Below are 15,383 nucleotides of genomic sequence, written 5' to 3' on the forward strand. Positions count from 1 at the left end.
TGAAAAAAGTATATGAGGTATTGTTATATGCCGGATCGGGAAATCTGCAGAAGGCGGGTGATGTCGGAGGATTACAGAGACTTCATTCTCAGCGGGAGTAAGGGATTCCGGGAAGAATTCTCTGAGAGGGATATCTGCCGTATTCCGCTTGAATATACGTTCCAGATTGCATTTCTGGAAAATGAAGGAGAAAACGGAAGATCCCTTTACCGTTTCCCTTATTATTCTATCCCCAAGTGCTATACGCTTCTGGATATGGAAGTGCTGGAACAGGTGGGCGTGTCACGGGTGCAGAGCCTTCCGGGGCTGGAACTGTATGGTGAAGGGGTTCTGATCGGATTTATTGATACCGGGATCCGGTATGAAGATATGGTGTTCCGAAATCTGGACGGATCAACGAGGATCCTTGCAATCTGGGATCAGACGATACAAAGCGGAAGGATGCCGGAATATCTCCCATACGGCAGTGAATATACGAGGGATATGATCGATGAAGCACTTCGGTCAGAACATCCGCTGGAAATCGTTCCGACAATGGATACAAATGGACACGGCACCTTTGTGGCCAGTGTGGCGTGCGGCAGTGCCGATGCAGAAAATGTATTTATGGGGATGGCTCCGGAAGCGGATATTGCAGTGGTGAAATTAAAAGAGGCCAAGCAGTATTTGCGGGATTTTTACTTTATTCATTCCGATGCGCCGTGCTATCAGGAGAACGATATTATGGCGGCGGTCTATTATCTCAGAATGCTTGCCGCAGGCAGGCGGCAGCCACTGATCCTTTGCATTCCGCTCGGAACCAATCTGGGAGGACACAGTGGTGCCACACCACTTGCATCTTATCTGGAAGTGCTTTCAAGCGCTTCTTTGACGGCTATCGTGACGGGAGGTGGAAATGAGGCGGATAAACGGCATCATTTTCTGGGGACTCTGAGCGATGAACGGGCAGAAGATGTAGAAGTCAGTGTGGGAGAGGGAGTACGCGGATTCGTCATGGAGATATGGACGGAGATTCCCAATATTCTGGCGGTCACGATTCTTTCTCCAACCGGGGATCAGAGTGGGCGGATACCGGTCAGAAGCGGGATTGGAAGTTACAATTTTGTGTTTGAGAAGACGAGACTGAATGTAAGCTACCGTATTTTGGCGGAAAATACGAATTCTGAATTGATTTTCCTGCAATTTGAACAGCCTCTGACCGGAATTTGGAGGATTCGAATCGAGGCAGTTCAGGCAGGTGACGGACGTTTTCACATCTGGCTTCCGGTGGAGGAATTTTTGGAAGGCGAAGTGTTCTTTCTTCGCTCCAATCCGGATTATACGATCACATCACCGGGAGATGCGGTTTCTGTGGCGACTGTGGCATACTATAATGGAAATGAGAATGGTGTTGCGGTCAGTTCGGGAAGAGGATATACTAGACTTGAACGGGTAAAACCTGATTTTGCGGCACCGGGAATCCGTGTGCCGGGAGTGAATCTGAGAGGACAGATCTCACTGCGGTCCGGTTCCAGCGTGGCGGTCGGTATCACCGCCGGTGTGGAGGCACTTCTGATGGAATGGCTTGTGAGAATCGGAGAAATACCGGATTCCATGCAGATCAGGAACCTTTTGATCCTTGGAGCAGACCGCGAGGAAGGAAGAACGTATCCGAACAGAGAATGGGGATACGGAACATTGAATCTGTATCATACCTTTGAACAGATACGGAGATTTTAGATGAATTGAAAATCGGGAAAGGAGAACAAAAGATGGATGATTTTTTTAGTACTTTAGGAAAGCGTATTTCCGACACGGTTGATGAATTTGGAAAGAAAGCGGAGGATACTCTGGAGATCCAGAAGCTGAAAGGAGATATCTATTCGCTGAAACGTGAGAACAGCCGGGATTTTGCGGATATCGGGAAAAAGGTGTATGAGCATTTTAAAAATGCAGAAGAAGTTGGAGAAGAATATCTTTCTTTTTGTGAAGAAATCGAAAAACGGGAAGAAAAGATTCAGGAATTGAATCGAACTATTTCACGTATCAAAGGAGAGTAGAGCATGGCAGTCTTGTGTTTTCTTATTATCGTGACTGTTGCAGGGGTGGACCTGGGGGTGAAACAGTATATAGAAAAACATGTAAAGTCAAATGAAGAACGGAATATTCTGCAGAAAAGAGGGATACTCCGGAAGGTTCATAACAAAGGAATGATCATGAATCGTCTGGAGCGTTATCCGCTGTTCGTTCAGCTCGCATCTGTTTTTGCTCTGGGAATCATGATGCTCTGGCAGGCATTTCTGCTCAAGAAACCGGGATGCCGGATGGAAAAAGCGGGTGTTGCGCTTATGCTCGGAGGGGCAGTAAGCAACACATACGACCGCGTGAAAAGACGGTATGTGGTCGATTATCTGGCAATCAGGACACCACATAAAAAACTGACGGATATCACGTTCAATCTTGCAGATCTCGCAATTGTCGGCGGCGCGCTCGTAATGCTTATAGGATTTTTGACCTCTGAAAAGCAATCATCATTCTGAAAAAATTCATTTTTGAACATATTTCAGAATAATTTCATAATATATTTGATTGACGCGAGAAATATTTATTGCTACAATGTTTTGTATAATAGTATACAATCAGGAGGTACGAAAGAATGCTGAAAGGATTTAAGAATGCCGCAGAATTAGATTTCTCACTTGAAGAAAATAAAAAGAAAATGGAAGAGGCATTTCAGCAGATTGATGCTGAAAAGGGCAGTGTATATCCGCTGATCATCGGTGGAGAAAGAATTGAGACAGAGAAGAAGATTACTTCTTTATCTCCTGCAACGAAAGAAGTGCTTGGATACGCATGTTCCTGCAGCCAGGAGCTTGCAGAAAAAGCGATTCTCGCAGCGAACGAAGCGTTTAAGACATGGAGTGTGACTCCGGTAGAAGAGAGAATCCGCTGCCTGAGAAGACTTGCTGTATTATTGGATGAGAACCGTTTCATCATTGACGCATGGAATGTGGAAGAAAGTGGAAAGAACTGGGGCGAAGCTGACGGAGAGCTCTGTGAACAGCTTGATTTCATTAATTCTTATGTAATGCATATGGCAGAACTGGATAAAGGTCTGGAACTTGTACCGACCGATGAATATACAAAATGTATCTACATCCCGATCGGTGTCGGTGTGGCTGTTCCGCCGTGGAACTTCCCGTTATCACTTCTCGGGGGTATGGTTGCGGCGGCAGTTGTGACAGGTAATACGATCGTATGTAAGCCGTCTTCCGACACACCGATCGTTGCTTACAAGTTTATCGAGCTTTGCGAAAAAGCAGGAATTCCGGCAGGCGTTGTGAACTATATCCCCGGATCAGGATCTGAGATCGGAGATTACATTGTAGAACATCCGCTGACCAGATTTATCAATTTCACCGGATCTAAAGCAGTAGGATGCCGTATCAACGAACATGCGGCAAAGATTTCCGAAGGACAGAAATGGATCAAACGTGTCGTTGCCGAGATGGGCGGAAAGAACGCAATCATCGTTGATTCAACAGCAAATATCAAGAAAGCCGCAAAGGGAATCGCAAACGCAGCATTCTCTTTCCAGGGACAGAAATGTTCTGCATGCTCAAGAGCAATCGTCATGAGCGATGTATACGATGAACTCGTTGATGCAGTAGTAGAAGAAGCAAAAGCACTCAAAGAAGCTCAGGCTTCCGGAAGAAGCAATGCTCCGATGGGACCGGTTATCAACCAGGCTTCCTTCGACAGAATCAAAGGCTACATTGAAGTGGCACGCGGAGAAGGAAACATCGTATTCGGTGGTACATACAGTGACGCAGAAGGATACTACATCGATCCGACTGTTGTACGTGACATTAAGAGAGATGCAAGAATTGCAAACGAAGAAATCTTCGGACCTGTACTTGCAGTGATCAAAGTGGATTCTTTCGACGAAGCACTCGACATCGCAAACCAGACTGAATATGGTCTGACAGGTTCCGTATACAGCGAAACCCGCGAAAATATCATGAAAGCAAAAGTACAGTTCCAGGTAGGAAACCTGTACTTCAACAGAAAATCTACGGCAGCAGTCGTACTTCAGCATCCATTCGGAGGATTTAACATGTCCGGAACCGATGCTAAGACAGGAACAAGCGATTATTTGACAAACTTCCTGAATCTGAAGTCTATTACAGAGGATTTAATGTCGTAGGGGAGTGAGCGCCGTCGAAACGAAGTGGGAAAGTCCGCACCGTCGAAATGAGGTTCGGGGGGATGCTCCGAGGCTTCGGGGCCTTCGACTTCATGCACAAAAATCTAAGAGTCTGAGACAGTCGACCAATGGGTCTCCTGCCTCAGACTCTATTTTTTTGGCATGAATTCTGACGGACCCCTCCGCTTAACCTCCGCATCCCACCCCCGAACCTCGTTTCGACGGCGCTCACTCAAGACGGAAGTAGGTTGAGCGTTTGTACGTTACTCCCTCATAACGCTACTCTTATCTTAGGTGGGGGGAGGGTTCAAGATTATTTTTCGGTGTACTAGGTTGAATGATTCATTCAGACTATAGGAACTCATTCCCGTCCAGAACATGCGCTAAGCGCCCTTGCGGCGCGCAGCCGCATAAAATTGCGAATGTGTGAAACATTTGAGGGAGCGGCAAGGAGAGGGGCAATCGCGGAGGTTAAGTGGAAGCGACCGGAGAATACATGAGCCAAGATGTTAGAAAAACCGGCAGGAGGGGCGTTCCCCGACTGCCGGTTTTCCTTACAGATTGGCACATGGAGTCGCAGGCGCCGGAACGTCGCAGCGATTGCCCCCTCTCTTTGCCGCGGACCCCAGATCTTCCACCCCATTCAAATTTTACCTACTCTTCCTTAAATCCTTCCCCCACCACTTCATTTGATTCCATGATCACCAGAAATGCTTTTTTATCAATTTCTTTTACGAGCTTACGAATCCCGTACATTTGTTTATTATTGCATGCGCACATGACCACATCTTTTTGATGTTTGGAATAGCTTCCGATTCCCTTGAGGATCGTGGAGCCGCGGCCAAGGATTTCATCGATTTTCGCGCACACTTCCGGGCCGTGTTCGGTTACGATCAGAGTAACTTTTCCACGGTCGATACCATACATGGTCTTATCTACAACGATAGACATCAGGTAACTCACGATTACACCGTAGATCAGGCTGTCCATGTCTCTGGATACGAGAACGGTTCCCAGAAGTACGATGAATGCGTCCATGGCGAATGTAATGTTGCCGATCGTCAGGTGAGGATTCAGTACCCGGATGGACATCGTAATGAAGTCAGAGCCACCGGTGGAAGAGTCCCGCATGTAGATCATGGCGTAGCCCAGTCCGGAAAGGACACCACAGCAGATGGCTGCCAGAAGCCGGTCACCGGTGTAGATCGGAAACAGGGGCGCAATAGCATCGATAATAAATGAAGTAATAAAAATAGTACGAACCGAACGAAGGAAAAAACTTCGTCCCAGGATACGGAAGGTAAATAAGGCAACAGGGATGTTGAGCAGCAAAGCAGTTGTACCGATCGGCCAGCCGAAAAGATGATAGAAGATCAGTGCGATCCCGTTGAAACCTACCATGGGAAATTTGGCGGCAGCGGCGAAATTATAAACCCCGATTGCGATCAAAATACCTCCGACGATATCCACCAGAATATCAATGGCGAGATTCATGTTTTTCTTTTTATTCATGACAATTCCTCCTATGCAAACACCTGGAATGAAGGGAATTTTCCGAGGTATATTTAGATTATAACCAAAAAAAACATCTGCAAATTATATCATGACCCCAGAGGGAAAATATAATCCGCAAATGCTCTTATTGACTCAATTATACAATCAAAAATGTGAAAATGTCAACACTTCCGACAGGAAAATGTGTTACTATAATAAGTATAGTAACAGGATAAAGAAAGATTGCAGGAGGAAACTTGAATATGAAAATCGTATTTCTGGACGTAAAAACAATAGGAGATGACATTGATTTATCCAGTTATGATGCATTGGGTGAAGTTGTAAAATATGGTTTTACTAAATCGGAAGAGGTGCCTGACCGGGTTCGGGATGCGGATGTGATCATTCTGAACAAAGTGCAGATCAATGAGCAGACCATCGGTGAAGCTGAGAAATTGAAACTGGTCTGCGTGACAGCGACAGGAACCAATAATCTGGATAAGGAGTACCTGGAAAAGCGAGGAATAGCCTGGAGAAATGTGGCCGGATATTCTACGGAGACGGTGGCGCAGCATACATTTGCGATGCTTCTTTATCTGCTGGAAAAGATGCGGTATTACGACGATTACGTGAAGGAAGAACGCTATGTGAATGACACGATCTTTACACATTTTGCGGAGCATTTCCATGAGATTTCGGGAAAGACGTGGGGAATCATCGGTCTGGGAAATATCGGAAGAAGAGTGGCCGGGATCGCGGAGGCTTTCGGGGCGAGGGTTATCTATTGTTCACCTTCCGGTGCCGCTCCTCAGGAAGGCTATCATCAGGTTGATTTTGAAACGCTTCTTGGGGAATCGGATATTGTTTCAGTACATGCGCCTTTAAATGAATATACGGAGGGGCTTATGGATGCAGAGGCATTCCGGAAGATGAAAAAGAGCAGCATTTTTCTGAATCTGGGGCGTGGGCCGATCGTGAGGGAACAGGATTTGTGCGATGCTCTGGAAAATGAGGAGATTGCTGCGGCAGGACTGGATGTGCTCTGCAAAGAACCGATGAGTGAAAATAATCCGCTTCTCAAGATCAAGGACAGCCGGAAGCTTCTGATCACGCCGCATGTGGCATGGGCCAGTGTGGAAGCGCGGACGAAACTGATGAATATTATTCTCGGACAGATCAGGGAATGGCAGAACGAAATGGAAATACGTTAAGGAATATATATTAAGAAAAACGCGCCGATGATGGCGCGTTTTCGCTGTTCCTATTTTGCATAAATCTTAACAAGTTCTAATACAATGTCGGTCGCTTGATCCATACCTTCTACGGTAATGTGCTCATATGGTCCGTGATATGCATGACCGCCGGTTCCAAGGTTCGGGCACGGCAGGCCTTTGAAGCTGAGCTGGCAGCCGTCTGTGCCGCCCCGGATCGGGAGAATCTGCGGGGCAACATTCGCATTTACACATGCTTGTTTTGCATTTTCAATTAAGTGCATGCAGCCTGCAATGATTTCGGACATATTTTTATACTGTTCGGTAATGGTCAGTTTGACGGTTCCCTCGCCCCATTTGGCGTTCAGATCCTTCTCGATCAGACGAAGGGTATTTTTGCGCATCTCGAAGTAGTCCTTATCGTGATCGCGAATAATGTAATGAAGTTCTGCGCTCGTAACATCACCGGACATGTTTGTAAGATGGAAGAAGCCCTCGTAATCTTCTGTTCCGCGCGGGGTTTCGCATCCTGGAAGCATCTGGTTGATCTCCATGGCAACAAGGCATGCATTGATCATGGTGTCCTTGCTGGATCCGGGATGGACGCCAAAACCGGTGATTTCAAAATCGGCTTTGCATGCATTGAAATTTTCATATTGAATCTCGCCTTCGGAATCTCCGTCCAGTGTGTAGGCAAAATCGGCTCCGAATTTTTCTACATCAAAATGTGCAGTTCCGGCACCGACTTCCTCATCGGGGGTAAATGCGATACAGATGGTTCCGTGAGGAATATTTTCTTTGATCAGGCGCTCAGCCATGGTCATAATCTCTGCAATGCCCGCTTTGTCATCCGCGCCAAGTACGGTTGTGCCGTCTGTTGTGATCAGGGTGCGACCTTTCAGCGAAGGTAAATGAGGAAAATCTTTAACAGACAGCGTACGTCCGCTGGTCCCGAGCGCCAGATCACCTCCGTCATAGTTTTCATGTACAATCGGTTTGATATCGTGATCACAGTAATCGGAAACAGTATCCATATGTGCAATAAAGCCGATCTTAGGTTTGCTCTCCAGACCCGGTGTCGCGGGAATCGTGCCGTAAACATAGCAGTATTCAGTTACGTGGGCATCCGCAATGCCGATTGCAAGCATTTCATCTTTCAACAGATCTGCCAGCTCAAACTGACATTTGCTGGAAGGAGAAGTTGTGCTGTTTTCATCACTGGGTGTGCGGATCGCAGCGTAGGTTAAAAATCTTTCATAAGCTCTCATAGTATTCCGTCCCTTCTGTTTTACTGGTTCTTGAATTTTATTATACGATTAATAAAAAGGCTAGTCAAGGCTGTTGCTGTGGATGAAAATACAGATTGTCTTAATGCAATATAGAATGATTACCAACATAAAATTAACGCATTCCGAAGAATCTTTTCACAATCTTAACACATGGCAGTGTATCATGTATGTAACCTGTTATTCGGGAAATACTGGTTATAAGTGAGTGAAGTTGGGGCGGTGAGAGTATGTTTCCGGTAATTGCTGTTGCTGTGGTTCTTCTGCTGGCAGGATTTCTTTTCTTTTTTGGAATGCGTCTGATGAAAAAGCTGGATTCATTTCTTGATACGCTGAATACGCTGAAAGAGAAAGAGAATACGCAAGGGGAAGAAATACAATGAAGTTTTTTTATAAAAAGTTGACGCAGACACAGATGATTGTGTTTGGATATATGTTGATTATTCTGGCTGGGAGCATTTTGTTGATGCTCCCGGTTTCTTCGCGGGATGCAGTATGGACATCATTTGCGGACTCACTGTTTACATCGACCTCTGCTGCATGTGTGACAGGGCTTGTGGTGGTTGATACCTGGCAGCACTGGTCGCTTTTCGGACAAGTGATCATCCTTATCCTGATCCAGATTGGTGGTATGGGATTTATGACATTGGGTGTTTATATGGCGATTCTGCTTCGGAGAAAGATCGGGTTGAGAACAAGGGGAATCTTGCAGGAAAGTATCAACAGCCTGCAGATTGGAGGAATCGTTAAGCTTGCCAAGAAAATAATCAAAGGAACTGCATTTTTTGAAATAGCCGGAGCACTCATCCTTATGATTCGTTTTGTGCCGGAATTTGGGGTCTGGCGTGGAATCTGGTATGGAATCTTTCATTCGGTTTCGGCGTTTTGTAATGCCGGATTTGATCTGATGGGGTGCACGGGAGCATATAATTCTCTGACCAGATACTCAGGCGACTGGCTTGTCAACCTAACGGTTATGACACTGATCGTAGTCGGAGGAATCGGATTCTTTGTATGGGATGATTTGTCAGTCCATAAGTTTGAGTGGAAACGATTTCGTTTACATACAAAAATTGTAATTTCTACAACAGTCGCTTTGATTTTGACAGGCGCAGTATTGTTTTTCATAATGGAGCGTCATAATGTATTGAGCGGGATTCCCTTGGGAGAACAGATCTGGTGTTCTTTTTTTAATTCGATCACAGCGCGTACTGCCGGATTTAATACAACAGATACGGGGGCGTTGACCGAAGGAAGCAGGTTTGTGACGATGGTGCTGATGTTTATCGGAGGAAGTCCGGGATCCACAGCAGGCGGAATCAAGACATCGACCCTTGTGGTACTGTTGGTGTTTGTTCGGGCAAATCTCCGTCAGGAATCAGGATGTAATGTTTTTAACAGACGATTGGATGATGGGGCGATCCGCAAAGCCAGTGTCGTTCTTTGTACTAATTTGTTTCTTTCAATCATAGCAGTGACGTATATTATGGCGAGACAGCCGGTATTTGCTTTTTCAGAGGCACTGTTTGAAGTGCTTTCGGCAATTGGAACCGTAGGAATGTCGACCGGTATTACCAGAGGGGTGTGCCAGAGTTCCAGACTGGTACTTATTTTTCTGATGTTCTGCGGAAGAATCGGCAGTCTGACATTTGCACTGTCACTGAGAGGACATAAACATGATGCACCGGTGAAACTTCCGGTGGAACAGATTACGATTGGATAATGGGGAAAAGGAGAAGGGAATATGAAATCGGTTTTGATTATCGGATTGGGAAGATTTGGCCATCATCTGTGTGCGGATATGGTAAAACTTGGTAATGAAGTAATGATTATTGATCGGGATGAGGCAAAGACAGAGGATCTTCTTTCCATAGCGACATCGGTAAAAGTGGGAGATTGTACAAATGAAGAGGTTTTAAGAAGTCTGGGAGTCGGGAATTTTGATATTTGCTTTGTATGTATCGGTTCTAATTTTCAGAGTAGTCTGGAGATTACCAGCCTGGTGAAAGAGCTGGGGGCGAAACATGTGGTCAGTAAAGCAAACCGGGATATTCATGCTAAATTCCTGCTACGAAACGGAGCGGACGAGGTGTTTTATCCGGACCGCGATATTGCAGAACGTCTGGCAGTAAAATACAGTGCAAATCATGTGTTTGATTATTTTGAACTCAGTAAGGATTATTCAATATTTGAGATTCAGCCTAAAAAAGAGTGGATCGGACATACCATAGGTGAAGCGAATATTCGGGCTAAATATCATGTTAATATTTTCGGTATTCGTGCGGGAAGTGAACTGGTTGTATTGCCGAGAACAGATTACATTATGAAAGCAGATGACCATTTAATGGTGGTCGGACTTACAAAAGATATTGACAGGTTACTTGCCAGTATGGGAAAATAGTAAGCATGAATAGAAAAAAAGAAGTAATAAAGTATGCAGGGCGATCTATCGGAATCCTGCTGCTTGCTACAGGATTTTCTATCGTGCTTGCAGAAGCGGGAATCGGAAAAGAAAATGTACTCATGATCTACATTGTGGGTGTGCTTCTGGTCACAGTCTGTACGACCGGGTATTTTTATGGTGCACTGGCTGCAGTTCTTAGTGTATTGATGTTCAATTATTTCTTTACGATTCCTGTACATACATTTGCGATTATGAATCAGAATGATGTTGTGTTGATGGTCTTCTTTCTGGTGGCGGCATTTATATCATCGAGTCTAACGGTGCGCTTCAGAAAACAGATGAAGATCACAGAAGACACAAAAGCGCAGATGGAGCGAGAACGGCTGAAGAGCAGTATGCTTCGAAGTATTTCACACGATTTCAGAACACCACTTACCGGCATTCTGGGGGATGCCGGACTTTTGGTTGAGGCGGAAGAAATGGATGCCGGTATGAGAAAGGAACTGGCGGGAGAGATACAGGAGCAGGCAGTCTGGCTTATGAAGACGATGGAGAATATCCTGAGTATGACTAAGATTGAGAGCGGTCAGTCCTTTATCACAAAACAGCCGGAAGTAGTGGATGACATCATTTATGAGGCGGCAACGCATGTCATCGGCCTGCGTGATAAGAGGCAGTTTGAAGTAAAACTGCCAGATGAACTGGTCGTGGCCTCTATGGATGGAAGGATGATGGTACAGGTGATCATTAATCTTCTTGACAACGCCATGAAGCATACAGTTGAGGGAGACCGGATTTGGATCACGGTTTCCTATGAAAAAGAAAAAATGTTTTTTGCTGTCGAGGATGAAGGAGAGGGAATTTCGGAAGAAATACTACCAAATATTTTCGACGAATTTATTACACAGGGAGCAGGCAGAGAAGATGGTAAACGCGGCATCGGTCTCGGGCTTGCTATTTGTCGTGCTGTTATTGAAGCACACGGAGGAGAAATTTACGCAGAAAACCGAAAGGAAGGCGGAGCACGTTTTGTGTTCTGGCTGAATGCAGAGCAGGTGAATACGGATGGAAGATAAACGACATATTTTACTCGTTGAGGATGATAAATACATCATTAATTTTATTTCAATGAGTCTAAAGAAAGAAAATTATGGCTTTTATATCGCTAAGACGGTTGAGGAGGCAATCAGTCTTTTTTATGCAAATCGTCCGGATATGGTTATTCTTGATCTGGGACTTCCGGATGGAGACGGCATGGATGTACTGAAAGCAGTCCGGGAGATCTCACAGATTCCAATTATTGTGGTCAGTGCCCGTCAGGAAGAACAGCAGAAGATTGAGGCACTGGATATGGGGGCAGATGATTATGTGACAAAGCCATTTTATATGGGAGAGCTGATGGCGAGAATTCGGGTTGGCCTTCGAAAAAGTTCTGTTCAGCAGCAGGAAGAAACTGATCCTGTTTTTGTATGTGATTACCTGACGGTGGATAGGGAAAAGCATCTGGTCATGATTGACGGTGATGAAGTGCATTTGACGCCATTGGAATATAAGATCCTGAATCTTCTGATCGAAAACCGGGGAAAGGTTCTGACACACCGGTATATTCTGAGTGAGATATGGGGAAGCAGTCAAGGAGTTGAGTCAGGAAATCTCAGGGTGTTTATGGCGGCTCTGAGAAGAAAGATTGAGAAAGAGCCGACAAATCCGCAGTTTATTCTGACAGAAGTCGGAGTTGGATATCGGTTTAAGGGATAGCGTGTATCGAAAAAACTCTTTTTTTGTAGTATAGTATCGAAATATGTCAAAATGCTCCAATACGGAGCATTTTGTGCTATAGTTGTAATATAAAAAGATGCATCACGAAATCCAATCAAAGGAGATAAATCTTATTCAATTCTGATAGACGTTTCTAATAAATAATCTAAAATGAAAGTGAAATCTCCGATAAAGAGATGGCACTTTCTGTCTTTTGCATCAGCGGATCATGTAAGCAAGAGCAGCTAAAATGATAAGGACAACGACAAAAACAGTGGCATACAACCACTCGTTGCTGAGAAAACGTTTTCCGGCAGAACTGTTTTTCGATGTTTGATCTGGATCGGAAGTCTTGCTGTCTGATTTCATGTAATCCTGAACCGTTTTCGAAAATGGGAGGGTTCTTGTTTTATTTACTTCCAGGTAATCGATACTCTCTTCATCATCCAGTTCGGATAACTTTGATAGTACATCTTTATAGGCATCATTTCCAAGGTCCGAAGGTAGATCAGGAAAATCACCGTCACAGGTTACTTCAAAATCGTTGTCAAATATTTCTGCATTATCATTCTGGATCTTTTTGGTTTCTTCATTCATATTAACACCTCCTCCAGTGCTTTTATTCTAATATGTTTCTGGAAAAGACACAAGAGATATTAAAAAAATTCACAGAAAGTTCGTGGGTGAAAACAAGATAAAATGCCGGAAAAATCCGTTGCGATTGCAGAAAGACAATGATTTTAGTTGCGTTTTCTGATAAAAAATTAAAATTATGCATAAAAATAGCATGGAAATTGCAAAAAGTGATTGTATTCTTATGAAGTTTCGTGTAGAATAATAAGAAATTTTGTTTAAACAGGAGGTACGTATATGGCAGAGAATGAAATGATGGATATGGAAGAACCAAGTATACTGAAAAAAGATATGGAAGTCCTTACAGAAGAATTGATGAAGATGCATCATATCGACCCGAACCTGTATATAGAATATGATGTAAAAAGAGGATTGCGTGACTCTGCCGGTAAGGGTGTACTGACAGGGTTGACCGAAGTGTCTGATGTAAGCGGCTTTAATCTGATAAACGGAAGGAGAATTCCGGCGGAAGGGACGCTTTATTATCAAGGGATCAATGTTAATGATCTTGTGAAGGGGCTGGAAGGAAGACGGTTTGGATTTGAAGAAACGATTTATCTGCTTTTGTTTGGTAAGCTTCCTACTAAAGAAGAACTGGATATGTTTCTAAAAGTAATGTTCGAACTTGAAAATCTAAGCGGTAGATTTGTTCGCGATGTAGTCATGAAGGCATCCAATGCGAATATTATGAACTCTATGCAAAGATGCATTTTGACGCTTTATACCTATGATTCAGATCCGGAAAATATTTCACCGGATAATGTGCTGCGTCAGTCGTTGAGTTTGATTGCAAAACTTCCACTGATTGCGGTATATTCGTATCACGCTTATCGTCATTTCAGGAAGGATGATTCACTTTTTATTAAAAATCCGAGGAAAGGACTGTCACTTGCAGAAAATATGCTTCTGATGCTCAGACCGGATGGTGACTATACAGAGCTCGAGGCAAAAGTCCTGGATATTGCGCTGATTCTGCATGCAGAGCATGGTGGTGGTAATAACTCAACATTTACGACGCACGTTGTTTCTTCGTCAGGAACCGATACATATTCCTCTGTGGCAGCGTCCATTGGATCTTTGAAAGGGCCGCGTCACGGTGGCGCGAATCTGAAAGTGCAGAAGATGTTTGAAGATATCAAGGCCAATGTGAAGGACTGGAAGAACGAAGAGGAAGTATCTGATTATCTTCAGAAAATTCTGGACAAACAGGCCTTTGACCGTACAGGCCTGATTTATGGTATGGGACATGCAGTGTATACGCTGTCTGATCCAAGAGAAGTGATTTTGAAGAAATTTGCGAAGGAACTGGCAGAAGAAAAGGGACGTACAGAAGAGTTCGAACTTTATGAAATGGTAGAACGGCTTGCAGGAAAGCTGATTATGGAACATCGCAAACTGTTCAAGAATGTATGTGCAAATGTGGATTTCTACAGTGGGTTTGTATATTCTATGCTTGGTATACCGGAAGAGCTTTTTACGCCGATTTTCGCGATTGCGCGTATGCCTGGATGGAGTGCGCATCGTCTGGAAGAGCTGATCAATGCCAATAAGATCATTCGTCCTGCCTATAAATATGTGGGGCATCATGAAGATTTTGTGGCGATGGAAGATCGGGGTTAGAATGATTTATAGATTTATCATATAGGAAATATTAAAAAAGGGATGTGGCTTTAAGCTACATCCCTTTTTCAAGAATTTCTTCAATTTTATCCTGCATTTCTTTGACAGAATGGCGTCTGGAACTGGCACATTCCTGCGCCTGTCTGCCGCAGATCAGACATTTGCGATAGATGGGTCTGGAGAGCTTTTCGCCGGTGATGTCAATTACATCGATGTCAAAAAGGCGGCCGAAGCAATCCGTTTCTTCAATCTGTGTAGTAAGTGTCTTGATGGAGCTGGCAGGAAATTTGAGCGGCGATCCATTCATCTCCGGTGACTTCGTGAATCGGAATGGCTTCTAAAACCGGAATTTTCTGTAAAGTAAGCTGTTCTTCAAGAATTTTTAATCCATGTTCAAAAGCAGAACGTATCTGTGGAGTTGTTTTGATGGGACCGGGAATATTCATACAAAAAGAAATAACAGGGCAATGATATCTGGCAATCAGTTCCTGCTGAAGAAGTGCCCGGTGTTCACGGCAGGCAAGCATTTCAGGTAAAGTTACTTCGTATCCTTGCATGGTTTTATCCTACCTTCCTTTCTTTTAACAAGATATAGCAAGAATTCTCCCACCTCTTTAGGTGGCGAGATGAATTGCAAAAAATATAAGAGAACACTTGTTCTAAGGTGCCGGATGTGGTATAATATAATCAGTCGAATAAAAGAAAGGATTGATTATAATATGGATTTGGATAATAATGCACATTCAGTATTTTTGTTATATTATCATTTGATTATGGTTGTGAAATATCGC

General features: G+C 44.2%; 16 protein-coding genes and 1 pseudogene. 12 read left to right on the forward strand and 5 right to left on the reverse strand.

Features of this window, described 5'->3' with window-relative positions; translation table 11 throughout:
- Window positions 1-27 precede the first annotated feature (27 nt).
- The 4 genes from ACTNBR_RS09415 to ACTNBR_RS09430 all read left to right on the forward strand — a co-directional run bounded on the left by ACTNBR_RS09415 (window position 28) and on the right by ACTNBR_RS09430 (window position 4,186).
- Entirely contained in the window at window positions 28-1,719 is a 1,692-nt protein-coding gene (locus ACTNBR_RS09415) for a S8 family peptidase (protein WP_441017875.1), read from the forward strand.
- 32 nt (window positions 1,720-1,751) lie between these two features.
- Window positions 1,752-2,039: a hypothetical protein gene (locus tag ACTNBR_RS09420; protein WP_427820303.1), complete on the forward strand. Its 288-nt coding sequence runs from the start codon at window positions 1,752-1,754 to the stop codon at window positions 2,037-2,039.
- 3 nt (window positions 2,040-2,042) lie between these two features.
- Window positions 2,043-2,519 carry a signal peptidase II gene (locus tag ACTNBR_RS09425; protein ID WP_441017877.1) on the forward strand — a complete coding sequence of 159 codons (477 nt, stop codon included), beginning with the start codon at window positions 2,043-2,045 and terminating at the stop codon, window positions 2,517-2,519.
- Window positions 2,520-2,635: 116 nt separating this feature from the next.
- A complete protein-coding gene (locus tag ACTNBR_RS09430) occupies window positions 2,636-4,186 on the forward strand; it encodes an L-glutamate gamma-semialdehyde dehydrogenase (protein WP_427806803.1) in 1,551 nt (516 codons plus the stop codon).
- A 654-nt stretch (window positions 4,187-4,840) separates the two neighbouring features.
- Here ACTNBR_RS09430 and ACTNBR_RS09435 read toward each other — a convergent pair.
- Window positions 4,841-5,698 (reverse strand): YitT family protein, encoded by an 858-nt coding sequence (locus tag ACTNBR_RS09435; protein WP_427806804.1) that lies wholly within the window; start codon window positions 5,696-5,698, stop codon window positions 4,841-4,843.
- A 245-nt stretch (window positions 5,699-5,943) separates the two neighbouring features.
- On the opposite strand from ACTNBR_RS09435, the gene ACTNBR_RS09440 reads away from it, so the two are divergent.
- Window positions 5,944-6,891: a D-2-hydroxyacid dehydrogenase gene (locus tag ACTNBR_RS09440; protein ID WP_427806805.1), complete on the forward strand. Its 948-nt coding sequence runs from the start codon at window positions 5,944-5,946 to the stop codon at window positions 6,889-6,891.
- A gap of 50 nt (window positions 6,892-6,941) precedes the next feature.
- Here ACTNBR_RS09440 and pepT read toward each other — a convergent pair whose 3' ends face one another.
- Window positions 6,942-8,159: a peptidase T gene (gene pepT / locus ACTNBR_RS09445; protein ID WP_427806806.1), complete on the reverse strand. Its 1,218-nt coding sequence runs from the start codon at window positions 8,157-8,159 to the stop codon at window positions 6,942-6,944.
- Window positions 8,160-8,407: 248 nt separating this feature from the next.
- Here pepT and ACTNBR_RS09450 point away from each other — a divergent pair, with 248 nt between their 5' ends.
- The 5 genes from ACTNBR_RS09450 to ACTNBR_RS09470 are packed head-to-tail and all read left to right on the forward strand — an operon-like array spanning window position 8,408 to window position 12,339.
- The gene (locus ACTNBR_RS09450; RefSeq protein WP_427806807.1) at window positions 8,408-8,560 is read left to right on the forward strand and encodes a hypothetical protein; all 153 of its coding nucleotides are present in this window, start codon (window positions 8,408-8,410) and stop codon (window positions 8,558-8,560) included.
- The gene (locus ACTNBR_RS09455; RefSeq protein WP_427806808.1) at window positions 8,557-9,900 is read left to right on the forward strand and encodes a TrkH family potassium uptake protein; all 1,344 of its coding nucleotides are present in this window, start codon (window positions 8,557-8,559) and stop codon (window positions 9,898-9,900) included. Before ACTNBR_RS09450 ends, ACTNBR_RS09455 begins: the two co-directional genes overlap by 4 nt.
- Before the next feature lie 21 nt (window positions 9,901-9,921).
- Window positions 9,922-10,578 (forward strand): potassium channel family protein, encoded by a 657-nt coding sequence (locus ACTNBR_RS09460; RefSeq protein WP_427806810.1) that lies wholly within the window; start codon window positions 9,922-9,924, stop codon window positions 10,576-10,578.
- Window positions 10,579-10,583: 5 nt separating this feature from the next.
- Window positions 10,584-11,657, forward strand: a complete 1,074-nt coding sequence (locus ACTNBR_RS09465) for a sensor histidine kinase (RefSeq protein WP_427806811.1) — start codon at window positions 10,584-10,586, stop codon at window positions 11,655-11,657.
- Window positions 11,647-12,339: a response regulator gene (locus ACTNBR_RS09470; protein WP_427806812.1), complete on the forward strand. Its 693-nt coding sequence runs from the start codon at window positions 11,647-11,649 to the stop codon at window positions 12,337-12,339. The genes ACTNBR_RS09465 and ACTNBR_RS09470 overlap by 11 nt, the downstream gene beginning before the upstream one ends.
- 219 nt (window positions 12,340-12,558) lie before the next feature.
- Here ACTNBR_RS09470 and ACTNBR_RS09475 read toward each other — a convergent pair whose 3' ends face one another.
- Window positions 12,559-12,936, reverse strand: a complete 378-nt coding sequence (locus tag ACTNBR_RS09475) for a hypothetical protein (RefSeq protein ID WP_427806813.1) — start codon at window positions 12,934-12,936, stop codon at window positions 12,559-12,561.
- Window positions 12,937-13,209: 273 nt separating this feature from the next.
- Here ACTNBR_RS09475 and ACTNBR_RS09480 point away from each other — a divergent pair, with 273 nt between their 5' ends.
- A complete protein-coding gene (locus ACTNBR_RS09480) occupies window positions 13,210-14,592 on the forward strand; it encodes a citrate/2-methylcitrate synthase (RefSeq protein WP_427806814.1) in 1,383 nt (460 codons plus the stop codon).
- 55 nt (window positions 14,593-14,647) lie between these two features.
- Here ACTNBR_RS09480 and ACTNBR_RS09485 read toward each other — a convergent pair whose 3' ends face one another.
- Both ACTNBR_RS09485 and ACTNBR_RS09490 read right to left on the reverse strand, forming a co-directional pair.
- Window positions 14,648-14,899 carry a citrate lyase holo-[acyl-carrier protein] synthase gene (locus tag ACTNBR_RS09485; protein ID WP_427806815.1) on the reverse strand — a complete coding sequence of 84 codons (252 nt, stop codon included), beginning with the start codon at window positions 14,897-14,899 and terminating at the stop codon, window positions 14,648-14,650.
- Window positions 14,838-15,149 (reverse strand): citrate lyase holo-[acyl-carrier protein] synthase, encoded by a 312-nt coding sequence (locus ACTNBR_RS09490; protein ID WP_427806816.1) that lies wholly within the window; start codon window positions 15,147-15,149, stop codon window positions 14,838-14,840. Before ACTNBR_RS09490 ends, ACTNBR_RS09485 begins: the two co-directional genes overlap by 62 nt.
- A 162-nt stretch (window positions 15,150-15,311) precedes the next feature.
- Between ACTNBR_RS09490 and ACTNBR_RS09495 the strand changes: the two are divergent.
- A pseudogene (locus ACTNBR_RS09495) lies at window positions 15,312-15,383 on the forward strand (IS200/IS605 family transposase); the annotation flags it as partial.

This window comes from Bariatricus sp. HCP28S3_F11, from assembly GCF_052065395.1.
In the GTDB taxonomy this organism is placed as follows: Bacteria; Bacillota; Clostridia; order Lachnospirales; family Lachnospiraceae; genus Allocoprococcus.